The sequence below is a fragment of the Bradyrhizobium sp. F1.13.3 genome (genome assembly GCF_040548265.1).
Taxonomy (GTDB): domain Bacteria; phylum Pseudomonadota; class Alphaproteobacteria; order Rhizobiales; family Xanthobacteraceae; genus Bradyrhizobium.
This window is the reverse complement of the sequence record NZ_JBEPRI010000021.1, coordinates 53,934-73,454: the sequence shown is the minus strand read 5'-3', so window position 1 is coordinate 73,454 and position 19,521 is coordinate 53,934. Positions and strand designations below refer to the sequence as shown.

Below are 19,521 nucleotides of genomic sequence, written 5' to 3'. Positions count from 1 at the left end.
GAACCGGCATCCACTTCGTTCGAAAGCGCGCTAGGCTTCGCCCTTGCGCTCGTAATCGGCGAGCGAGCTGCGGCCAGCGATCTCGCTGCGCAGCTCTTCGAAGCGCCGATGTGCCTCGTCCTCGTGCGCGTCGACGAAATGCACTGCGGCTTCGCCGGTCATCGGGCCGCTGACCACGGGCACGGACTGCTCGCCGATGGTCTCGTGGACGTAGAACTGGCCGTCATCGCCGCGATGGACCGTCCATTTCAGACGGATCGCCACCATCGGCCCGGGCCCGACCTTGCTGTAGCCGTCGGCATCGGTGTGCTCCGGCACCAGCGGCTGCTCCTCGACGACGGGATGCTCATCGACCATCGGGTGCTCGTCGACTAACGGGTGCTCGTCGGCGACCCCATGCTCACCAGCAACCACCATTTCGGTCACGGTCACGGTTTCGGTCTCGCGCACGGTCTCGGTCTCGCGCACGACGAGGACGGGTTCAGGGTGCTCCAGGATGCTGGCGATGGTTGCCAACGCGTGGTCGGTCGGGTCGATCTCTGACAAGGGTCCATCCTCCAGCTCGACGCGGCCGGCAAGTCTGTCCCATTGCCGCCGCGGCCGGACCTATTACGCGGGTTTGATTAAGGCTGAGTGAGGGCTCGATCTGCACCAAAATGGGACTCATTCTGGCGTTCCGAAGGCGGGGGCGGCCGGGCCGCCCTGGAAATACTCAGCCCAGGACATCCTGATTGATGATGTACAGGCGGCAGACAGGCTCGGACAGCGCCAGACACAAGCACCTCAAAATGCCCCTTAAGCAACTGATATCACACAATTGTCGTTCATTGTCGTACGACCGCGTGCACTAGCGGCAGACGGCACTTTCGTGTTACCCCTATGTTACCCAACGGAGGTGACGATGGCGAGAGTTCGCGGGCTTACGGTCAAGGCGGTCGAGAACCTGGAGGCAAAGGCCGAGCGATACGAGGTGCCCGACCCGGGTTGCGCCGGCCTGTACCTGCTCGTGCAGCCCAGCGGCGCCAAGAGCTGGGCATATCGATATCGACTTGCCGGCAAGTCCAAGAAACTCACGCTCGGCGTTGCCTACACCCACAGCGGTGTCGAGGTAATCAAGATCGGTGACGCTCGCGATCTCGCCGACGAAGCGCGGGTCTCCGTTGCCAAGAGGGTTGATCCTGCCGAGGCAAAGAAGGCGGAGCGGAAGAAGGCCAATGCCGAGAACACGCTGCGCAGGGTTGCCAAGTTGTATCTCGCTCAGCACAGGTCGCTTCGGACTATCGGAACTCGCGAGAATGTTCTTGAGAGGTTGGTCTTCCCGGTGCTCGGCGACCGGACGATCGAGAGCATAAAGCGCTCGGAGATCGTGAAGCTTCTCGACCAGATCGAGCAGAGCAAGGGGCCAGTGATGTCGGACTACACCTTGGCAACGGTGCGTCGACTGTTCGGCTGGTACGCGGTCCGCACCGATGACTACGTCAGCCCGATCATGCGAGGCATGGCGCGAACCTCAACCAAAGAACGTGCGCGCAAACGCACCTTGTCAGACACCGAGCTGCGCGCGCTGTGGCGCGCTGCAAGCGAGGCGGGGCTGTTCGGTTCTTACCTTCAGTTCCTTCTGCTGACCGCCACGCGTCGTAACGAGGCCGCCGGCCTCCGACGTAGCGAGATGGAGCGAAACGACTGGACCGTGCCCGCGGGGCGCTACAAGACGAAGCTCGACCATCTGGTCCCGTTGTCAAAGGCGGCGATCGCCATCATCGCAAAGGTGCCGAAAATGGGGAAGGGAGACTTGGTCTTTACAATGGACGGAGAGGCGCCACTGCGTGGCTGGGGATCTCGTAAGCTCGACTTTGACAAGTTGATGCTTGCCCAGTTGCGCCATATGGCGGAGGAGGCTGGCGAGGATGCCGGCGACGTCAAGCTCGAGCGGTGGACGCTGCATGACCTTCGCCGATCCGCGCGCACGTTGATGAGCCGGGCAGGTGTTCTGGGTGATCACGCGGAACGATGCTTGGGGCATGTCATTGGCGGCGTCGAGGGTACCTATGACCGCTACGCGTACGCACGGGAGAAGCGTGAAGCTTTCGAGAAGCTGGCCGAGTTGGTCGCGAGCATCGTCGAGCAACCCCTTGGCAAGACCACTGCACCCCTTGCCAAGACCCCGACGAAAATTGTTGAGTTCAATTAACATGTCTGCGGTTGACGGAAGAAGAACTCAGCATATGTTGATTGCCGCACTCCGATCGTTCGAATGATAATGGCCGTCTAGGCAGCATCCGAACCGCGTGTGGTCGAGATGACCGCCGTCAGCGCACGGCGCAACAGCGCATCCCACAATCAATCCATCTGGGCCTTTGGCCCTTTCGAGGAGACTCGCCGTGAGTCAGGATGCTGCTCTTTTGCATGCAGGTGATGCGTGCATTCCACAAGCTAGTGACCAAGATCGAAAGTTGACCGCTCGCAGCGTGGCGACACGCCTCGATGTTTCGGTCAGAACGATCGATAGATGGCTAAGTCAGCCACATATGGACTTCCCGCGTCCCGCCATGCGGACCTTTGACGCCAGCGGTCGCGTGGCGAACCGCTACTGGCGTCTCGGTGATCTGATCGCGTGGGAACGCCGGCAGGCTGTGACCAGCGCTGAGCAGGCCTGACATTCCCCCACAAAATACAGAACCCCGCCGACTGCAATCGACGGGGCTTCTGAATTTCAAATCAACACGGATGGAGGCAACCACCGTGATCGACGACAGTAATATAAACGCCGGCGAGTCTAAGAACAAGAGTCTACCGCCCGTCGTCGCTCGAGGTCGACTTAAAGAAGCCCGAATTTGGAACGGGCTTCGCGGCTGGAAGATTTGGCCCAAAGGAAGCCCCCTAGGTTGGGCAGCCGACCACGTCTACTTGGCGTCGCCGCACAACTGGCAACATCACCTCCGGCGTTGGTGCGCCCGCTGGGCGCCATGGCTTACGCAGAGTGAGCTATCCGAACTCATTTCCAGTACCGCGGAGTCCAACAAGCGGTGGACTGCCGATCAGTGCGCAGTCGCACTCGACGTCACCCTGGACGATCGCAACCGCCTTGGCTTCCGGTTCATTGGCGCCGACGACGATCCGAACTATGACCGACGTCGCGATACCAATCAGGAGAAAACCAACGCACGCGCTCGCAAGTACCGAGCTAAGAACCGATCAGGCGCCCCTCGCGGCAGGCCCCGGCTTCAGCTGACGGCGGAGGAGATGGAGATCCGAAAGAAGGAGCAGAACGCAAAGCGGGCTCGGGAGTATCGAGCCAAGAAGGCCGCTGTTCGGGAACACGACGCGTCACCCTTAAATGCATCACGCTGCATAGAGTCTATAGAAGATATAAGATGTAGCGTGACGGATTTTTGCGTGACGGACCTCAATTCTCACTGCGCCGAGCGCCTACAGCGCGACGGCGCCACCGATAGCAGTGGCATGTGGTGGCTCGACGCTGATCTCGACGGTGACGGCGTCGGCTTTGGGCCGCCGCCTAGGCCAGCACCGAGCCAGCCGCCGATTTGAAAGGAGAGGCCAATGACCAGGACGGAGCTGGAGAAGGCGTTCGGCGATCTGATCGTGGAGGCGCGCCGTGCTGACCTAGGCCCCGTGGAGCGGGGCCAATTCGTCGACGTTCTCGAGCGAGAGATCAGGATGATCCTGCGTCCGCTGCACGATGACGGCGACGCTTGGGCCGATATCGGCGGGGCTCGAAGGGCGCGTTAGGTGGTACGCTACCGCTTCAGGACTTCGACCCTTCCGCTTTGGCAAGGCCGCTGAGGCCCTTGCGGTCGAAGTTCACCTCGTTGTCGCCCACCTTGAGCTTCAGCTGCGAGGCGTTACCCACTAGTGCTGATGCCAAATCATCTGCTGCCGTATGCTCCTGGGATGAGCTGTCGCCATAAGCAAATAGATTCCGAGTGACACCTTCGAGCAGAGGCGCAGGGATTTCGGAGTGTTGGTCTCTTCGCCACTCCATCGCGGTCTCCACCACCCAACTGGCGCGGTTGATATCCAGTTCAAACTGCTTCAGCAAGAACTCGGCGGAGGCGTGCTGTTCGAACCACCGGTTCATCCATCTTACATAGAAAAACAGGGCGCCAACCAGTGCGATTGTCACAATGCTCTGCTTACCAAACGCCCAGGCGAGCACGGGCCAGTCGACTTTTCCAACGTCCAGACTCAGGACTGTACTCGCCGTGACGTAGTTTGCACCGAAAAGCGCCGCGATGAGTACGATCAGCGCGATATGGATAGGCGTACGTAGTCGGGTGGTCTCGGGTGTGAGTGTGAATTTCTGCTGCCTCTCAAGAATCCTCTTGCGCAACTCGCCGAGGGTCCCGCGCCTCGCGTGCATATAGTCCCGATCATCTAGGTCCTTACGGCGCTGTTCCAAGGCTTCGGCATCATGCCGCAGCGCCTCTAACCTGCTCTCGTGCTCCTTGCTCAATCGTTCTCGCTCGGAGGCGGTCTCGCTCGCTAGTCTAAGCTTCTCCTGCTCTAGAGCTGTGGTCTGCTCCACGGTCCAGTTCGTGATCTTTTCGATTTGCTGCGCGAAACTGGTTTCTAGTTTCAGGACCGTGGAGTGATAGATCGCCTGTAGGTCGTCGATCGATCTGGCCGCCAGTTCATCGCGCTTGCTGACACCTCCGAGCGTGACCTTGCGGTCGAGATGGTCCAGCAGCGCCATACGAGCTTCGACAGTAAGTCCACCTTGATTCTCGGTGTGGTTGATCTCTATTTCGTCGTAGAACGGGCTTAGCCGGCCTGCGTCTTGATTGCGGATGTAGTAAAGGTTGAAGTGTTGATAGCCGAGGTTGATGCGGGTGATCAGATAGCGGCCAGATCCTCGTTCCAATTCGTCTAAAGCCGGCTTTTTATCTCCAGGGTTGAGGACGTCGACAGAGTCCAGCCCTGCTGCTTGCAACGACATGCTGGAGGGGGCGTGCATCCCTTGCAGCTCTCGGAAAAGCGCCAATACCGCTTGGTCATCAAGGCGCGGAACTGCTGATTTCGTATTAGCCATGGTGGTCCCCCATGGCGCTCAGTTGTAGGGTGCGCGGTTGAATAGCCCATACTCACACGCATCCGTCCTCAGATTTTTTTTCCAACCCGAGATCCATCCGACCTCGGCGGGCGCCCCAGCGCGCGCGGGCATAGCGCGCGATGACCAGGATCAGGACGAAGATCAGCGTCAAGACGACCGTGGTGGCGTTGGCTGATCGCATGACGGGCCAACCGGAACGCGTCGACGCCGTTCTTGTGCCGCGCTCGGTGTCCCCTTTGTCCCCATGTCCCCCCATGTCCCCCCAATGTCCCCGAAAGATTGTCCCCTCAACGCCGCTTGACAGCACCATCCGGCGCGTTACAAACGTCTCAACGAACGTTGACGTATTTGTAACGAGGCGGCCATGGTCCAGAACAACGGCAGATTTGTTTGTTATTACCGCGTCTCCACCGGCAAGCAGGGCCGCAGTGGCCTCGGCCTGGACGCGCAGAAGGCCGCCGTCACGACCTACCTCAACGGCGGTGATTGGTCGATCGTCGATGAGTACACCGAGGTCGAGTCCGGCAAGCGTTCGGATAGGCCCGCCCTGGACAAGGCGCTGGCTGCGGCGCGGCTGCACCGTGCGTCGCTGGTCGTCAGTAAGGTCGATCGCTTAACGCGCTCGGTGGCCTTCCTATCGCGTTTGCTGGAGGCTGGCGTCGACGTCCGCTTCGCGGACCTTCCCCAGATCGAAGGCGCAACCGGCCGCTTCCTGCTTCAGCAGATGGTTGCCGTGGCCGAGCTGGAAGCTGGCATGATCTCGGCCCGTACCAAGGCCGCCCTCGCGGCCGCGAAGAAACGCGGCAAAACGCTCGGCGGCAATCGTGGTGTGAAGCCGACGGCCAAGATGCGAGCGGCCTCTGCGGCGGCTCTCCAGAAGCGCGCGAGCGCGCGGGCCGCCGACATCGCGCCGGTGATCGCCGAGCTGCAGGCCAGCGGGAAAACGAGCCTAAGGGCCCTTGCCGAGGGCCTCAATACCCGAGGCATCCCCACGGCCCGCGGAAACGGCATCTGGTCGGCCGTGCAGGTGGCGAGACTGTTGGAGCGACTGAACTAGTCCCCTTGCGAAGGGGGCGGGGATTTCTGTACTCCTCGTGCGGTCTAGGGGGCAGGATTATGAGAATGTTGATCGTATTGCTGACGACGATGAGTGCCGTTCTGTGTCTGGCAGGATGCGCCGTCAACACCGTCAACACTCCGCCGGCGGTTGATATGCGCGGCGTTGATGGCGCCAAGTATGCGAATGACCTCGCCGAGTGTCAGGATCGCGCGCGCCATGGCGGCTTCATCCAGCTCGGAGCACCGGTCAGTAGTTGTCTCGAGGAAAAAGGTTATCGCGTCACTGAGCGCGTGAGCTGAGGCTCCAAGCTCGGCCGTCCACGGCCGTGACCCGGCCCATTGCATCACGCAGCGAGTGGTTGTTCAAACCCTACCACCATCGCTTGACGGGAAGGCGCGAATCACTCCCCGCTACCGCTTCCGTTCAATGGAGAGAATCAATGGCTACATCTAAGCGTGACGCGTCGAAAGCCTCGAAGTTGCTCCGCACCAGCAAGAGCAAGGACGTTCGCTCTGTAGCTGGCTCTGATCTCTCGCAGGCCAAGCACAAGCCGAAAAAGAAGGGCAAATAGGACGCAGTGAGCGAGTCTCGCGTCAAGGCGATCAAGCACCAGCGCATTCGCAATGGCGAGTTTCAGTGCGTTTATTGCGGCGGCAGTAGAACGGCCACCGAGCCGGAGCACATGCCGCCGCGCATCTTGTTCAGCAGGAAGCAGCGTCCCAATGACCTGATTTTCCCGGCCTGCGCGGAGTGCAACCGCGGAAGCGCTCCCATCGACACGATCATTGCATGGCTTGGGCGAAGCTATCCGGATAGCCATGACCCGCGCGAACGCGAAGAAGTTCGCCAGATTGGCAGGTCGATGGCCTCCAATTATCCTGAAGTAGCGTCGGCCTTCTACACCGACCACAGTCATCCACCTCTGTTGCCGAATCAGACGGCTGGGCTCCGTGGCCGAACGACCCCGGTTAATGTCGACGACCCCTACGTTCACCGATGCATCGAGTTCTTCGGAGCGAAGTTTGGACTGGCTATGCATTGGAAGGTCACAGGGCAGATTGTCCCGGAGCATGGAAGAGTGTATTCGCAATGGTTCACCAACTACATGGCGGTGACGGGTCGTATCCCGGCTGATCTCTTCAAGGTGTTCCCTAAGCCGCAGCCGCTGAGACAAGGGCGTCTGCACACGGCGGGGCGCTTCGAATACGAGTCTGCGAGCGACGGGCCCTACACAACGCATCTGGCTATCTTTGGGGAGTCCTTCCTTGTACTCGCTTTCGTTTCGCCCGACGGTCCTGAATATGAGTTTGCCCAAAATGGCGTGCTGGAGTGTGAGCCCGGGTGTTTGAAGTCGGGCTACCCTTATGGCCTACCTCGCCTGTCGGGGGCCGAACTTCAGCAGCGTTTTGATCGACCTTCTTAAAATGAATGCAGCTTGACTTCACCTTTACCCGCCTGCGCGACGATGGCGATATGCGAAACACCTCTCAACTCGCCGACGCCATCGCTCAGCACTTCATGATCGGCACCGGCATCGCCTGCGTGCTGATCACGGCGGCCGGTGATCATTCCCGTCTTTCCGTCAACGATGCCAGCGCGCACGGCGCCGAGGGGCGCCGGCTCTGGTTCGGCAGCCAGCGCCTTGCGCAGCGTGCCCTAAGCCGTCTCCTAAGTGCTGACAGGCGCACCGCCAAGGCCCGCGACGGCCTTGTGATGGCGACCAGCATTGAGGAAGCCGAGAAGGCCTTGATAGGCATTGTGACTATCCATGGTCTTGCCAAGACCTTCGACGCCGAGATCGCCGAGCGGTTTGCGACTATGACCACACGCATCGCGGCCTTCATCGCCGCTGGCGGTCTCAAGAAGCTCAATCGCGAGTACCAGGCGCTTGCAAGCCCGGCTCGAGCAGCGAGCAGGCAAGCCAACCAGACCGCTCACGCCCGCGCGCAGGAAGTCTTCGCAGCGTTGCCGGATGCTGAGCGGGCGAAGCTCAAATCCGAGTTCGCCATCGCCAAGGCGGCTAATCCGAAGGCGTCCTGGACCACTTTCCTTGCGAGCGTCTGGCCAGAGTTGGAGACGCCGGTCTTGGGGGTGGGTGAAAGCAAACGGGTCGCCGATGTGCCGGCCTATGAGATGTGGTTGATGGATCGAATCGGCCCGCAGATCGCCGCTATGGCCGGGAGCATCGGGCGGCTGCCCGAATAGTTGCACCACTCACGACATCGTGAATTAAGCGAAGAAAGTCACAAAACTTAGTTATTTTATCTAGTTACACGAACCGATCAGGCAGCGGTGAAGTAGCTTCCCCAAATTAGCAGTTGTATTCCGGTTGTTTTTCTGGCCATCGTACGCGCGCATGCGGCCACCACTGCGTCCGCGGTAACCCCCAACATTGTCATCTAGTCGCTGACGCGCGGGCCTTCGGCCGGCGTGAGCTTCATCACCTCTCGACCTCATCTGATCATCCACACTCGGCACCCCGCGGGGCGTGCGGGCGCTTTCGCGCGTCTGAAAGGAGACCAAAAATGTTCAAGCCCGGTACCGACACGGCAACGCAAAAAGCAGGCAGGGCCCTGATGCAGCTGGTCAAGGCGGAGGATGCACGGCTCCGGCGCGAGTTCGTTGAAGCGATCAGCGAGACACTGGGGCGTCCCGCCACCGCGGCAGAGCTGATCACCATCGAAGCGCTGGCGTCGGCGCACGTTAAAGCATCGCGCCTCCGCAGGCGCGGTCGCGACGATCTTGAGCAGCTGCGCGTGATCGCGTCGCTGACGGAGACCCTTGCCAAGACCCGCGACGCCGCGACGGCCTGACAAGCCAAAACCATTCCAGCAAACGATTGAGCGAACGATGTCGCCGAACAATTCAAGCGCGCGCAAGCTGCGCGGGTGGGCCCGAATGTGGCAGATCAGGGAAGAGGACGAACAGCGCCGGCAGCACGAAGCCGCCGCCATCCTCGCCGATCTCGGCCGCGAGCCGAACGCCGCCGAGCGCATCCTGGTCGCCGAGATCGCGGCCTTGGTGGTGCGGGCCGATCGCGAGCGGGCCAAGGGCAAGCACGGCGAGGCTGAGATGTGCAGCCGCCTGATCATCCGGGCCCTGGGCAAGCTCGGCGTGAAGCCGGGGAAGGCCAAGCCGACGTCGTCGGCCGACATCATCGCTCGCATCACCGGCCGCTCATGATCACGATCATGGACGCCATGCGCGACCCGAACCTCTTTGGTCGGTGGTTCCGCAATCCCGAGTCATGGGCCGCCTGGACCATCTTCCTGAGCGTCTTGTTCGGGCTGCCGATCGATCCTGCCGGCGCCGAGCTCCTCATGCAGTGCACGGGGCGCGCGGCGCTGCCGACTACAGCGTTTTCGGAGGCTTGGCTGATCTGCGGTCGGCGTGGCGGCAAGAGCATCACGCTGGCTCTGATCGCAGTCTTCTTGGCCGTCTTCAAAGACTGGTCCGGAAAGTTGGTGCCGGGCGAGCGCGGCACCGTCATGATCATCGCGGCCGATCGAAAACAGGCCCGCGTGATCTTCCGCTACATCACGGCGATGTTGATGGAGACCCCGCTGCGGGATCTTGTCGACGGCGTGCCGACCCAAGAAAAGATCGATCTGATCAACGGCCTCTCGATCGAGATCTCGACTGCGAACTTCCGGAGCGTCCGAGGCTATACGTTAGTCGCCGCACTCTGCGATGAGATCGCCTTCTGGCAAGGTGATGATAGCGCCAATCCGGACAGCGAGATCCTCTCCGCATTGCGCCCGGCCATGACGACCACGCGCCCCGACGCCATGTTGCTCTGCGCCTCCTCGCCGCACGCCCGCACGGGCGCGATGTTCGATGCGTACCAGCGCTACTTCGGTAAAGAGGACGCGCCGGTCTTGGTCTGGAAGGCCAGCACCAGGACGATGAACCCTTCGGTACCGCAGTCCGAGGTTGATGAGGCGTACGAGCGAGATGCTGCCAAAGCCTCCGCTGAGTACGGAGCCGAGTTTCGCGATGACGTTGAGACCTTCGTGTCCCGCGAAAAGGTCGATGCCTGCGTTGTCCCGGACCGCACCGAGCTCTTGCCCACGCCCGGAATCACCTACGTGGCGGCGGTCGACCCCTCCGGCGGATCCAGCGACAGTATGACAATAGCGATCGCGCATCGCGAAGGCGATCGCGCCGTTCTCGACTATGTTGAGGAATGGGTGCCTCCCTTCAGCCCAGAGCAAGTCGTGCGCGAGATCTGCGACACCTGCCGGCGCTACGGCGTCAACACCATCGTCGGCGATCGATACGCTGGCCTATGGCCGCGCGAGCGCTTCCAGGTCAACGGCATCACCTATGAGGTCGCCAACCTATCCCGCAGCGACGCATATTTGACGATGCTCCCGGCGGTCAACAGCGCCCGCATCGAGCTACTCGACCATTCGCGCTTGATCGCCCAACTCTGCGCGCTCGAACGTCGATCAGCTCGCTCCGGAAAAGACAGTGTAGATCACCCCAGAAATGGTCGGGACGACGTCATCAACGCTGCAGCTTTGGCGCTGGTAGCTGCCGCCTTGACGTCTCAGGGCAGCGCCGAGAACTGGATCGAATACCTGCGCCGCCAGATTGTCAGGGCTGGGCTCGATGTGGATGACGTTCGTGCATCAGGACGCGAGTTCGGCTTCAACTTCAACGCTGCCGAGCCGGAAAAGGTGGTCAACATCGCGCTTCCTTCCTGCATCACCGCTGGCACCATCGAGGTCGTCGGCCGCAGCTACGTGACGAAGTATCGCGACGGAGGACCGCCGTACATCGAGCTCAGATGTGACTACGCGGTGAGCCTTTTACAGGAATCGCCGGTCTGGCGTGAAGCCAACGCTGCACTGGCGGCATCGCTTCTTCGAGGAGCAACTGCATGATCGACTTTCAGAAAGGCAACATCGTGCCTCTACGCTTTCAAAGTTTCGAAGAACTACAGCGCACGGAACAGGAGATCTTCGCGGATCATTACGAGGCCTGGCATGCAGCCTTCGCCAAGTTCGATCATGTCGACGCAGCCCTCAAGGGCGACGACGGCGCACTCGCAAAGTGCACTGCGAGCGAGATGACGCTGGCGAAAGCCGAGGCCGCGCGGCACCTCCGTGAGTTCGGTGCATTGGCGAAAGTGGGCGCCCTAGAGGACCTTGTCGCCACACTGCGTCACCTTAATGAAGTGCGAGACGCCGCGCTGTTCGGCTACGGTGCAGTCGCGCGGCGCTCGCTCCGCTTCGCCCGCAGCAATCCTGACCGTTTCTATGGACCCGGTGCTAGCTCACTTCCGCCGAAGGCATCATGATGGCCGATGATCTCAATAAATTGGGCATGCCGCATGGCCTGACGAAGGTCGCGACCCCGCGTGGCGAGGCGCGCTCGATATCGAGTGTGACGCCGCAGCAACTCGGTCAGACGTCCGATCAGGGCGGTGGTTGGTTCGGGCCGTCCGCGCCCATGCGGCCGGTTGCGCCTGAAGTAGCAGGTCGCGCCTGGGATTACGTCCCGGGCTACAACCTTGCCACGATCCCTCGCACCTATGAGCCCGTCACTTTCGAGATGCTGCGTCGGCTGGCGGACGCGTATGATCCGGTTCGCCTCATCATCGAGCGGCGCAAGGATCAGATGACGCGCCTGCCGTGGACGATCCGCGTCAAGCACGATGGGGGTCCGGTGTCCGCCCGGACGCGCGGCATCACTAAGGAGGTCACGGAGTTCTTCAAATTCCCGACTGAGGGCGTCAGTTTTCGTGCCTGGCTGCGGCAGGTGCTCGAAGATCTTTTGGTGCTCGATGCACCGGCCATCTATTGCGAGCGCGACCCTGTTGGCAACCTCACGGCACTCAGTCCCACAGACGGCGCCACGATAAAGCGCATCATCAGCGAAGCGGGGCGAGTGCCACGGCCGTTCCGCTGGAACGGTACCGCATTCGACTTCCTTGGCCAAACCGTGACCGCCGCGAATTATCAATTACTCGGGTTCAGGGTTGCCAACGGACTCATGTGGCCACCAGCCTTTCAGCAAGTCCTCAAGGGCGTGCCTGCGGCAAATCTGAGCAGTCTGGATTTGGTCTATGCGCCCATTAACCAGCGCACCAGCGGAGTGTATGGTTTCAGTCCGGTGCAGCAGATCATCACCACGATCTCGACGGCGTTCCGCCGCTCGATGTCGCAACACGAATACTTCCGCGAGGGCAACGTACCCGAGGGGGTGTTTTCGCTGCCAGAGTCGTGGACGCCAGATCAGACACAGAGATTTCAGGACTCGTGGGACGCGATGTTGGCCGGCAACATCGCCAATCGTCGCAAGATGAGGTTCGTTCCATCAGGGAAGAATAATGCGTACCAGCCTTTCAAGGAACCACCCCTCAAGTCGGAGTTCGATGAGTGGCTGATCCGCATTGTCTGCTTTGCCTTCTCCTATCCTCCGGCCGCCTTTGTCTCGCTCGCGAACCGCTCTTTGGCGGAACAGCACGAGCGCACGGCTGAGGAGGAAGGTGTCGAGCCACTGAAGCAGTGGGCCGCCGAGATGATCAATGGAATCATCCAGCGCGAGTTCGACGATGAGGTCGAGTTCGTGTGGACCGAGGAAGCTGAAGTTGATCAGAAGGTCGAAAGCGAGATCATCGAACGTCTCGTCACCAATGGCATCATAACAGCAAATGAGGGGCGCCAGCGCTTGGGGCTCGAGCCCAGCACAGATGTCGGAGCGAACAAGCTCATGGCGAAAACCGCCACCGGCTTTGTGTCAATCGGCAATCACACCAACCACGAGGAGCAAGTATCATGACTTTCGAACAGCAGCGCGGCGGCATCCGGGTGATCGCGCCCGACCATGTCAGCAATGTTCAGACGGCGGACGGGAAGATGCGCAACGTGGAAATCATTGACGGGCAGCGTGTCGTCTTCTTGTCGCATTGGGGCGATTTCGTCGCGCTGCTGCGGGGCCGCGAAGGGTTGATGTGGGACGCAGCTAATTCGGGCGCCGGCGGGGCCTTGGAGCGGATGGCGGCAACCAACATCGGGGCCTTCTTATGAGCAAGACGGCGATCGACCCGTTCTTCGGCACCAACAACGAGCCGATCTCGGCGCCGCGCAAAGGTGCCGTGGTCACGCCATCGGACAGCGCCGACCTGCCGTTCGTCACTTCCAAACTCATCGTGACGCTCGGTGCCGGCGGCACCGGCATCGTCGTGATCTTTGCCAACGGCTCCGATCAGCAGCCAGTGACAATCCCGCTCACCGCGGGCCAGACCTACATCCTCGAGATGCAGGTCCGGCGCGTCTTGGCAACGGGCACCGTGCTCGGCACGAGTGGCGGTGTCGTGGCGCTCTGGAGCTAAAACTTAGGAGAAAACGCTATGCCTTCCACTGGAACGTGGCCTGTACGCCTACTCGGCGGCCGAAAACTGGGCGTCACGTACGACTCTATATCCGGAACCATCTCAATCCTGGGCCAGAGCGTGTCGCTGTCCTCCTTCGCGGCGGCCCTTCAAGCTGAGTGGGTCACCGCGGTCGCAGCGACGCCGATAGACGGCGCCTTGGCGCCCTTCGGAGGCACCAATGTGCAACGCGCTGCGGGCAACCTTCTCGATGCCGCGCCGACGTGGCGGAGCGCGGTGCAAGCGGCGCTCGCGACCTACGTCGCCGAGATCGGCACAAACGATCCAGGAACGTGGATTCGTCAATGACGACCCGCGCCGGCCTTATCCAGCGGGCGCGCACACTGCGGCGGGGCGGTTTCTCCTTCCCGTCCCGCCGACACTTTTGAAAACAAGATCACGCGCACCGCCGCCCGGACGGCCGGTGCGCTGTAGGGCGCGGCGGCTGCTGCGGACGTACCGGCCGCCGCCGCGCATCTTCCACCTAGGAAAGGTTCGAAGCATCATGGCGATCACGACAGGGGTTGGGCCTCATGCCGCATGGCTGAGCGTCAACGGCACAGCATTCCCAATCGAGCATGGCTCCGTGAGCCAGCACGCCAAGCGGAAAAGCGCTGACTTCTCTGCGTCGCTGCCCTTGAGCTTTCCAGGCGCTGCGGACTTGGCCGGGATCGCGGACAACACCGCCACCATGACGGTGATGGCGCGGGGCCAGACATCGACGGTTTTCACCGGGGAAATCAAGCGGGTCGGCGTCGACTACATCGGCCGTACCATAAATGTATACGGACAGGACAATAGCTCGAAGCTTCACCACAACAAGACGTCAGAGAAGTGGCAGAACAAGCTTCCCTCCGACATCGTGCAGGACCTGATCGGTCGCGTCGGGCTCTCCGGCAATGTGACGTCGAGCGCAGTCATGGCGGGCAAGAAGCTCGAGCAGGATTTCATCAAGCTCTCCGACAACGTCTCGTTTGCGCAGGTGATCCATAAGCTCGCCGAGCTCGACGGCGCGCGCTGGTTCGTCGATGCCAACGGCCAATTCCACTATCTGCCGTTCGGCAGCTCGACCGGGGCCTATTCGATCCAGATCAATCAGGACACTCGGCCGATCTCGTCTGACTGCCTCGCGCTCCGTGTGTCCCGCAATGTGGAGGCCGGCAAGAAGATCGAAGTGTCATGCAAAGCCTGGCATCCGAAAAAGAAGCAGGTGTTCGCCTACACGGCAACTGTTGAAGGCTCGGGCGGTCCGCACTCCTACTCCTATCACATCCCGACCCTGGAGATGGACCACGTCAAGAAATACGCCCAGTCGCAGGCCAAGGAACGCGCCCGCCACGAGCTAACCGTGAACGCCACGGTCGTCGGTGATACCGCGGTTGCTGCGGGCATGGCATTGCAGCTGACCGGCACTGAGTTCGACCAATCCTTCGAGATCGATGCCGTTCACCACGAGTTCGGCATGAGCGGCTACACCACCTCAATCACGGCGCGCTCTGCTAGGGCCGGCCGCACGGTGACGTAGGGGGCCATCGATGAAGACCTTTTCCCTTCTCGGCTTCATCGCCGAGCTCCCGGCGATCGAACGCGACCTTCACGCCTCAGGACCAATGATCATCAAACGCGCCTGCGAGATCGTCGAAAAGAAGGCCAAGGGCGCGATCGGAAAGGATCACGAGTTGTGGGCGCCGCTCGCGCCGAGCACGATCTCGGATAAACAAGCCCACGGCTTCCCAACGCCAAAGCCTCTGCTACGCACCGGTGAGCTGCGCGACAGCATCGAGCACACCGTGAGCGGATTGGAGGGCGCTGTCGGCTCCAACCTTGATCGCGCACTCTGGCTCGAGATGGGGACTTCCAAGATGCCGCCGCGATCATTCCTGAGAAGCTCGGCGATCTCGGCGGAGGATCGTATTCGCCGTATGGCTGCCGCCGCGACCGTGGCAGCCCTGTCCGGCCACGGCCGGCACGCGAGCGACGTCCGCGAGCTATTGCACTTGCTGCATCGCGCAGGGGACGCTCTGAAGGAGTTGGGCGAAGACCTACTGCACTTGGATGACGAGGAAAGCGAAAACGGATGACTTTCGAAGTGCGCGACTTCGTCAATATCATGCTCGACACGGCAGAGGACCTTGCGATCTTCGAGTGCGGGAAGCCGGACAATGAAACGTTGACTAGGCTTGAGCAGCTAGGCGTGACGCTGCGGGGCCAGCTGGCGCCAGTGGTCGGTGCTGACTTGGCCGGCCAGATGGTCGACGTGTTTTGCTGTTCAGTGATGGGCGAGAAGCACGAGCGTGAGGCGCTCGCCGCCCTTGGCATTCTCTGACGAACGGTATTGGCGATTTCGCGCAGCTCCAAATGCACCACAGTGGTGCAATTATAACTTTTACGCTTTCAGGTTGACAGCCGCTGCGCGCGCCGACAAAGGTGGGCGGGCCGGCCGGGTGCGCAAACACCACGGCCGGCCCTCACCTAGAACACGGAGCGACCATGTCCCAGGCTACTCAAGTATCATGCTGCACCATCGCGATCGCAAGTCCGCCGCTCGTCGAGGCTCACAAGATGAGATACGTCCGCTCGGAGGCCTCGCCCCAGCGGCCCGCGGCTGCACTTGTTGAGATCCAGATGAAGCCTCTTGCGGGGGGTGATCCCGTCATCATTACGATGACCACAACCGGCATGATCGAGCTGGTCAACAAGTGCTCCGAGCTGTTCAGCATCTATAGCGCCGACATGTTGGGCGACATCGGCGTTCTCTATTAATCACCTCGCAGTCAATCCAGCGCAAAGGGCCGCCCTCAGGGCGGCCCTTTTTGTTGTGTGCAGCCGTTCAGCGCTGCGACGCTTCCAGCGCGACGTCGACCGGATCGGCGCGAGCGTTCCGGAGTTAGAGGCGGAGGGCAACGTGCCGAGCGGCATCGGGGCGGCTGCTTAAAATAAAGAGGCCCCGTCCGCATTGCTGGCGGGGCCTCTGCTTAGAGGTCGCCTGAGTTATGCGGGGTCTGCAAGCGTCTCAGCATCCGCTGGTTTGCGACCTTTGCTTGTCAGCAGCTTAAGGACCGATATACGGTCATCATAAAGATCTTCAAGGATTCGCTGCGTGTACCGGTGCGAGAGCTCAAACTCTTCGCGACTGATCTCCCTCCAATCGTCGTGTAGAACGTCGTTCCCCAGCACCCGAATTTCGTCATGAGCCCGGACGGATCGAGCAGCGGTGATGGCGCCGTCAGAGGCGGCTTCGTCGATTAATCGGGCCAGTGGGCCCTTGGTATAGCCGCTATGCTTCAGCGCCTTTTCCAAGGTGGACCTCATCAGTGCGGAAGCGGCACGCCAAGCCTGGACAGATGCGACAAGTTCGGCCTCGCGAAACTCGCTGGCTAAATCCGCAGGCACATGCTCTGGAAGCGAGAAGCTCTCTACACTCGAAGGGAAAAACTGGCGAAGGCGATAGGAGGTTCTAGAGCCCTGACTTGAGCTTATGTGGGTGGATTCGACGCACGACATCCCGCCGCGGCCACATCCGGCGCATTTAAGAAGATAGTACTGATCTGCGATTGCGTGGGTTCGTTGGCGCTGTAGACCGCCAGACGGAGCGTGAGCCTCGAAAGTGGTGACAGCACCTTTACACTCGGGGCAGTTGGCGCGAACACTCTTTTGGTCGTTCAGTAGTTCGGTAGGCATGTCGGGCTGGATCTTCCCACAATTCATCGAATCGTTCGTTCGGGCGAGTGATGATCGCGTTGAGAAGGAGCTACGGCAACCGCCCGCATCAGCAGGCCCGCCTTTTGGCGGGCCTTTTTTGTTACCCCCGCAGCCACCCCAGTAGACTTTTAGGGCCGCTAAATTGCAAGAAAGATGATATTATTCAATATCTTAGAGGCTACGATAAGACGTCCTGATTGATGATGTTCTGCCGGATGGGATCGCCGTCCAGCACACTCAGAATGTTTCGCGCGGTCTGCTCGCTCATCCGGCTCACCGCCTCGACCGTGACGCCCGCAACATGCGGGGCCATGATGACGTTGGGCAGCGCGAACAGCGCGTTGCTGACCGGCGGCGGCTCGACCTCGAACACGTCGATGCCGGCACCGGCGAGCTTGCCCGAGACCAGTGCGTCGTACAGCGCCGCCTCCTTCACGATGCCGCCGCGCGCGGTGTTGATGAGGTAGGATTTCGGCTTCATCCGTCCGATCCGCGCCGCGTCGAACAGGCCGACAGTCTCCGGCGTCTTCGGGCAGTGGATGGTGACGAAATCGGCGTGTGGCAGCGCGGCATCGAGATCGGCGACCGGCTCGCAGCCTGCCGCCTTGATCTCTGCGACTCCCTTGTAGGGATCATAGACCTGCACATTCATGTCCATCGCCAGGCAGCGCTTGGCGGTGCGGGTGCCGATGCGGCCGAAGCCGATGATGAGGACGGTCTTGCCGTAGAGATCGAACGGCAGCATGCCGAGGCGGTCGGCCCATTTGCCGTCCTTGACGCAGGCGTGCATCTCCTGCGCGCGTTTGGCCAGTGTCAGCATCATGAACAGCGCCTGCTCGGCGACGGAGGGCGAGTTCGCGCTGCCCGCGACCATCAGCGGCACCTTGCGGCGGGAGAGGGCGGGAACGTCGACGGCGTCGTAGCCGACGCCGATCCGGGTCACCACCTTCATATCCTTTGAGGCTTCGAGCTCGGTCTCGCCGAAAGCGGTGGCGCCGAGCGCCACGCCATGGACCGGCGCGTGGCTCTTCAGCAAGGCCTCGAAATCCCTAGCGGAGATCAGGTTCGGAAACTCGATGAGCTCGATGTCATCTCGCTGGGTGAGGAGGGCGCGCGCCCCTTGCGACAAAGTTTGCGTGACAAAGATTTTCTTCTTGTTGGTCGACATCGTTCCTACCTGCGCGAGTTTCCCGACCGGTCGTCACAATACGACGCCGGTCGCCTCGTTTAGCAGGTGCATATTGTTGAGGTCCATCGCCAAACGCATGGGGCCGCCGTCCTTGGCGCCCGCATTGGGATCGACACGGCCGCAAATTGGCGTGCCTTCCAGGCCGAAATAGACCAGCGTCTCCATTCCCATTGGCTCGGTGACATCAAGCACAGTGTCGAAGGTCTCGACTCCCGGCTCCAGATGGGCATGCGATTCCGTGAGATGTTCGGGACGGATGCCGAGCAACAGGTTTTCGGCTCGGGGCAGCGCGCTGTAACGGGCGGCGCGGGCCGACGGCAACGGGAACGAGATGCGGTCCGTCAGGCGGATGTTGAGCTTGCCGCCGACGTCCTCGAGCCGGCACGGAATGAAGTTCATCGCCGGTGAGCCGATGAAGCCCGCGACGAAGCGCGTCGCCGGCTTGTGGTAGAGCTCGTTCGGGGTGCCGATCTGCTCGATGCGGCCCTTGTTCATCACCACCACGCGATCTGCCAGCGTCATCGCCTCGACCTGGTCGTGGGTGACGTAGACCGTCGTGGTACGCACCTTCTGGTGCACCTTCTTGATCTCGATCCGCATCTGCACGCGCAGCTTGGCGTCCAGATTGGATAGCGGCTCGTCGAACAGGAAGACTTTTGGGTTGCGCACGATCGCCCGCCCCATGGCGACGCGCTGGCGCTGACCGCCGGAGAGCTGCTTCGGCTTGCGGTCGATCAGGTCGGTGATGTCGAGGAGGCGGGCGGCCTCGGTCACCCGCGCCTTGATTTCGGCTTTGGGATAGTGCTTGAGCCGCAACCCGAACGACATGTTCTCCGCGACGGTCATGTGCGGATAGAGCGCGTAGTTCTGAAACACCATCGCAATGTCGCGGTCCTTCGGCGGCACGTCGTTGACGACGTCCCCGCCGATCATGATGTCACCGTCGGTGATGTCCTCGAGTCCCGCGATCATCCGCAATGTCGTCGACTTGCCGCAGCCCGATGGCCCCACCAGCACGATGAACTCATGGTCCGAGATGTCGAGATCGATGCCGCGCACCGCCTCGACCTCATCGTAACGCTTGACGACCTTCCGCAACGCAACTTCAGCCATAAGAC

General features: G+C 61.3%; 25 protein-coding genes. 19 read left to right on the top strand and 6 right to left on the bottom strand.

Features of this window, described 5'->3' with window-relative positions; all coding sequences use genetic code 11:
* Nucleotides 1–30 precede the first annotated feature (30 nt).
* Nucleotides 31–546 carry a hypothetical protein gene (locus ABIB66_RS37115; protein WP_275171102.1) on the bottom strand — a complete coding sequence of 172 codons (516 nt, stop codon included), beginning with the start codon at nucleotides 544–546 and terminating at the stop codon, nucleotides 31–33.
* A 355-nt stretch (nucleotides 547–901) separates the two neighbouring features.
* Here ABIB66_RS37115 and ABIB66_RS37110 point away from each other — a divergent pair, with 355 nt between their 5' ends.
* From ABIB66_RS37110 to ABIB66_RS37100, 3 genes are all read left to right on the top strand, one after another.
* Nucleotides 902–2,191 (top strand): tyrosine-type recombinase/integrase, encoded by a 1,290-nt coding sequence (locus ABIB66_RS37110; RefSeq protein WP_354258201.1) that lies wholly within the window; start codon nucleotides 902–904, stop codon nucleotides 2,189–2,191.
* Nucleotides 2,192–2,381: 190 nt separating this feature from the next.
* Complete coding sequence (locus ABIB66_RS37105; RefSeq protein ID WP_354258198.1) at nucleotides 2,382–2,657, top strand: hypothetical protein; 276 nt, start codon at nucleotides 2,382–2,384, stop codon at nucleotides 2,655–2,657.
* A 904-nt stretch (nucleotides 2,658–3,561) separates the two neighbouring features.
* Nucleotides 3,562–3,750 (top strand): hypothetical protein, encoded by a 189-nt coding sequence (locus ABIB66_RS37100; RefSeq protein WP_354258195.1) that lies wholly within the window; start codon nucleotides 3,562–3,564, stop codon nucleotides 3,748–3,750.
* Between the two features lie 16 nt (nucleotides 3,751–3,766).
* Here the strand turns inward: ABIB66_RS37100 and ABIB66_RS37095 are convergent, their stop codons facing one another.
* Together ABIB66_RS37095 and ABIB66_RS37090 are read right to left on the bottom strand one after the other, a co-directional pair.
* Nucleotides 3,767–5,050 (bottom strand): hypothetical protein, encoded by a 1,284-nt coding sequence (locus ABIB66_RS37095; RefSeq protein ID WP_354258192.1) that lies wholly within the window; start codon nucleotides 5,048–5,050, stop codon nucleotides 3,767–3,769.
* A 52-nt stretch (nucleotides 5,051–5,102) separates the two neighbouring features.
* On the bottom strand, nucleotides 5,103–5,252 hold the full coding sequence (locus tag ABIB66_RS37090) for a hypothetical protein (RefSeq protein WP_354258189.1): 150 nt from the start codon (nucleotides 5,250–5,252) through the stop codon (nucleotides 5,103–5,105).
* 183 nt (nucleotides 5,253–5,435) lie between these two features.
* Between ABIB66_RS37090 and ABIB66_RS37085 the strand changes: the two genes are divergently transcribed.
* The 16 genes from ABIB66_RS37085 (at nucleotide 5,436) to ABIB66_RS37010 (ending at nucleotide 16,275) form a co-directional block, all read left to right on the top strand.
* On the top strand, nucleotides 5,436–6,128 hold the full coding sequence (locus tag ABIB66_RS37085; protein WP_354258186.1) for a recombinase family protein: 693 nt from the start codon (nucleotides 5,436–5,438) through the stop codon (nucleotides 6,126–6,128).
* Nucleotides 6,129–6,193: 65 nt separating this feature from the next.
* Complete coding sequence (locus ABIB66_RS37080) at nucleotides 6,194–6,430, top strand: hypothetical protein (protein ID WP_354258183.1); 237 nt, start codon at nucleotides 6,194–6,196, stop codon at nucleotides 6,428–6,430.
* Between the two features lie 278 nt (nucleotides 6,431–6,708).
* Nucleotides 6,709–7,554, top strand: a complete 846-nt coding sequence (locus tag ABIB66_RS37075; RefSeq protein ID WP_354258180.1) for a hypothetical protein — start codon at nucleotides 6,709–6,711, stop codon at nucleotides 7,552–7,554.
* A gap of 5 nt (nucleotides 7,555–7,559) precedes the next feature.
* The gene (locus tag ABIB66_RS37070; RefSeq protein WP_354258177.1) at nucleotides 7,560–8,336 is read left to right on the top strand and encodes a hypothetical protein; all 777 of its coding nucleotides are present in this window, start codon (nucleotides 7,560–7,562) and stop codon (nucleotides 8,334–8,336) included.
* A gap of 320 nt (nucleotides 8,337–8,656) precedes the next feature.
* A complete protein-coding gene (locus ABIB66_RS37065; protein ID WP_354258174.1) occupies nucleotides 8,657–8,944 on the top strand; it encodes a hypothetical protein in 288 nt (95 codons plus the stop codon).
* An 85-nt stretch (nucleotides 8,945–9,029) separates the two neighbouring features.
* Nucleotides 9,030–9,314, top strand: coding sequence for a hypothetical protein (locus ABIB66_RS37060; RefSeq protein ID WP_354258171.1), 285 nt, complete (start codon nucleotides 9,030–9,032; stop codon nucleotides 9,312–9,314).
* A complete protein-coding gene (locus tag ABIB66_RS37055) occupies nucleotides 9,311–11,020 on the top strand; it encodes a terminase large subunit domain-containing protein (RefSeq protein WP_354258168.1) in 1,710 nt (569 codons plus the stop codon). The genes ABIB66_RS37060 and ABIB66_RS37055 overlap by 4 nt, the downstream gene beginning before the upstream one ends.
* Nucleotides 11,017–11,436 carry a hypothetical protein gene (locus ABIB66_RS37050; RefSeq protein ID WP_354258164.1) on the top strand — a complete coding sequence of 140 codons (420 nt, stop codon included), beginning with the start codon at nucleotides 11,017–11,019 and terminating at the stop codon, nucleotides 11,434–11,436. Before ABIB66_RS37055 ends, ABIB66_RS37050 begins: the two co-directional genes overlap by 4 nt.
* Nucleotides 11,433–12,920: a phage portal protein gene (locus ABIB66_RS37045; RefSeq protein ID WP_354258160.1), complete on the top strand. Its 1,488-nt coding sequence runs from the start codon at nucleotides 11,433–11,435 to the stop codon at nucleotides 12,918–12,920. Before ABIB66_RS37050 ends, ABIB66_RS37045 begins: the two co-directional genes overlap by 4 nt.
* Nucleotides 12,917–13,168, top strand: a complete 252-nt coding sequence (locus ABIB66_RS37040; RefSeq protein ID WP_354258157.1) for a hypothetical protein — start codon at nucleotides 12,917–12,919, stop codon at nucleotides 13,166–13,168. Before ABIB66_RS37045 ends, ABIB66_RS37040 begins: the two co-directional genes overlap by 4 nt.
* Complete coding sequence (locus tag ABIB66_RS37035; protein WP_354258154.1) at nucleotides 13,165–13,473, top strand: spike base protein, RCAP_Rcc01079 family; 309 nt, start codon at nucleotides 13,165–13,167, stop codon at nucleotides 13,471–13,473. Before ABIB66_RS37040 ends, ABIB66_RS37035 begins: the two co-directional genes overlap by 4 nt.
* A gap of 18 nt (nucleotides 13,474–13,491) precedes the next feature.
* Complete coding sequence (locus ABIB66_RS37030) at nucleotides 13,492–13,821, top strand: hypothetical protein (protein ID WP_354258242.1); 330 nt, start codon at nucleotides 13,492–13,494, stop codon at nucleotides 13,819–13,821.
* Between the two features lie 352 nt (nucleotides 13,822–14,173).
* Nucleotides 14,174–15,037 (top strand): phage late control D family protein, encoded by an 864-nt coding sequence (locus ABIB66_RS37025; protein ID WP_502918351.1) that lies wholly within the window; start codon nucleotides 14,174–14,176, stop codon nucleotides 15,035–15,037.
* A gap of 85 nt (nucleotides 15,038–15,122) precedes the next feature.
* Nucleotides 15,123–15,593, top strand: coding sequence for a phage virion morphogenesis protein (locus ABIB66_RS37020; RefSeq protein ID WP_354258151.1), 471 nt, complete (start codon nucleotides 15,123–15,125; stop codon nucleotides 15,591–15,593).
* A complete protein-coding gene (locus ABIB66_RS37015; RefSeq protein WP_354258149.1) occupies nucleotides 15,590–15,838 on the top strand; it encodes a hypothetical protein in 249 nt (82 codons plus the stop codon). Before ABIB66_RS37020 ends, ABIB66_RS37015 begins: the two co-directional genes overlap by 4 nt.
* A 299-nt stretch (nucleotides 15,839–16,137) precedes the next feature.
* Nucleotides 16,138–16,275 carry a hypothetical protein gene (locus ABIB66_RS37010; RefSeq protein WP_354258147.1) on the top strand — a complete coding sequence of 46 codons (138 nt, stop codon included), beginning with the start codon at nucleotides 16,138–16,140 and terminating at the stop codon, nucleotides 16,273–16,275.
* A 228-nt stretch (nucleotides 16,276–16,503) separates the two neighbouring features.
* Here ABIB66_RS37010 and ABIB66_RS37005 read toward each other — a convergent pair whose 3' ends face one another.
* From ABIB66_RS37005 to ABIB66_RS36995, 3 genes are all read right to left on the bottom strand, one after another.
* The gene (locus tag ABIB66_RS37005) at nucleotides 16,504–17,016 is read right to left on the bottom strand and encodes a DUF4145 domain-containing protein (protein WP_354258143.1); all 513 of its coding nucleotides are present in this window, start codon (nucleotides 17,014–17,016) and stop codon (nucleotides 16,504–16,506) included.
* A gap of 376 nt (nucleotides 17,017–17,392) precedes the next feature.
* Nucleotides 17,393–18,382, bottom strand: coding sequence for a hydroxyacid dehydrogenase (locus tag ABIB66_RS37000; RefSeq protein ID WP_354258140.1), 990 nt, complete (start codon nucleotides 18,380–18,382; stop codon nucleotides 17,393–17,395).
* A gap of 33 nt (nucleotides 18,383–18,415) precedes the next feature.
* A complete protein-coding gene (locus tag ABIB66_RS36995; protein ID WP_354210015.1) occupies nucleotides 18,416–19,516 on the bottom strand; it encodes an ABC transporter ATP-binding protein in 1,101 nt (366 codons plus the stop codon).
* Between the last annotated feature and the right edge of the window lie 5 nt (nucleotides 19,517–19,521).

What these genes read in the sequence shown, in the direction of transcription:
- ABIB66_RS37050 (WP_354258164.1), top strand. Translation starts at nt 11,017, where the DNA reads ATGATCGACTTTCAGAAAGGCAACATCGTGCCTCTACGCTTTCAAAGT.
- ABIB66_RS37010 (WP_354258147.1), top strand. Translation starts at nt 16,138, where the DNA reads ATGAAGCCTCTTGCGGGGGGTGATCCCGTCATCATTACGATGACCACA.
- ABIB66_RS37095 (WP_354258192.1), bottom strand. Translation starts at nt 5,050, where the DNA reads ATGGCTAATACGAAATCAGCAGTTCCGCGCCTTGATGACCAAGCGGTA.
- ABIB66_RS37015 (WP_354258149.1), top strand. Translation starts at nt 15,590, where the DNA reads ATGACTTTCGAAGTGCGCGACTTCGTCAATATCATGCTCGACACGGCA.
- ABIB66_RS37100 (WP_354258195.1), top strand. Translation starts at nt 3,562, where the DNA reads ATGACCAGGACGGAGCTGGAGAAGGCGTTCGGCGATCTGATCGTGGAG.
- ABIB66_RS37070 (WP_354258177.1), top strand. Translation starts at nt 7,560, where the DNA reads ATGCAGCTTGACTTCACCTTTACCCGCCTGCGCGACGATGGCGATATG.
- ABIB66_RS37005 (WP_354258143.1), bottom strand. Translation starts at nt 17,016, where the DNA reads ATGTCGTGCGTCGAATCCACCCACATAAGCTCAAGTCAGGGCTCTAGA.
- ABIB66_RS37040 (WP_354258157.1), top strand. Translation starts at nt 12,917, where the DNA reads ATGACTTTCGAACAGCAGCGCGGCGGCATCCGGGTGATCGCGCCCGAC.
- ABIB66_RS37045 (WP_354258160.1), top strand. Translation starts at nt 11,433, where the DNA reads ATGATGGCCGATGATCTCAATAAATTGGGCATGCCGCATGGCCTGACG.
- ABIB66_RS37055 (WP_354258168.1), top strand. Translation starts at nt 9,311, where the DNA reads ATGATCACGATCATGGACGCCATGCGCGACCCGAACCTCTTTGGTCGG.
- ABIB66_RS37090 (WP_354258189.1), bottom strand. Translation starts at nt 5,252, where the DNA reads ATGCGATCAGCCAACGCCACCACGGTCGTCTTGACGCTGATCTTCGTC.
- ABIB66_RS37080 (WP_354258183.1), top strand. Translation starts at nt 6,194, where the DNA reads ATGTTGATCGTATTGCTGACGACGATGAGTGCCGTTCTGTGTCTGGCA.
- ABIB66_RS36995 (WP_354210015.1), bottom strand. Translation starts at nt 19,516, where the DNA reads ATGGCTGAAGTTGCGTTGCGGAAGGTCGTCAAGCGTTACGATGAGGTC.
- ABIB66_RS37110 (WP_354258201.1), top strand. Translation starts at nt 902, where the DNA reads ATGGCGAGAGTTCGCGGGCTTACGGTCAAGGCGGTCGAGAACCTGGAG.
- ABIB66_RS37065 (WP_354258174.1), top strand. Translation starts at nt 8,657, where the DNA reads ATGTTCAAGCCCGGTACCGACACGGCAACGCAAAAAGCAGGCAGGGCC.
- ABIB66_RS37000 (WP_354258140.1), bottom strand. Translation starts at nt 18,382, where the DNA reads ATGTCGACCAACAAGAAGAAAATCTTTGTCACGCAAACTTTGTCGCAA.
- ABIB66_RS37085 (WP_354258186.1), top strand. Translation starts at nt 5,436, where the DNA reads ATGGTCCAGAACAACGGCAGATTTGTTTGTTATTACCGCGTCTCCACC.
- ABIB66_RS37030 (WP_354258242.1), top strand. Translation starts at nt 13,492, where the DNA reads ATGCCTTCCACTGGAACGTGGCCTGTACGCCTACTCGGCGGCCGAAAA.
- ABIB66_RS37060 (WP_354258171.1), top strand. Translation starts at nt 9,030, where the DNA reads ATGTGGCAGATCAGGGAAGAGGACGAACAGCGCCGGCAGCACGAAGCC.
- ABIB66_RS37020 (WP_354258151.1), top strand. Translation starts at nt 15,123, where the DNA reads ATGATCATCAAACGCGCCTGCGAGATCGTCGAAAAGAAGGCCAAGGGC.
- ABIB66_RS37035 (WP_354258154.1), top strand. Translation starts at nt 13,165, where the DNA reads ATGAGCAAGACGGCGATCGACCCGTTCTTCGGCACCAACAACGAGCCG.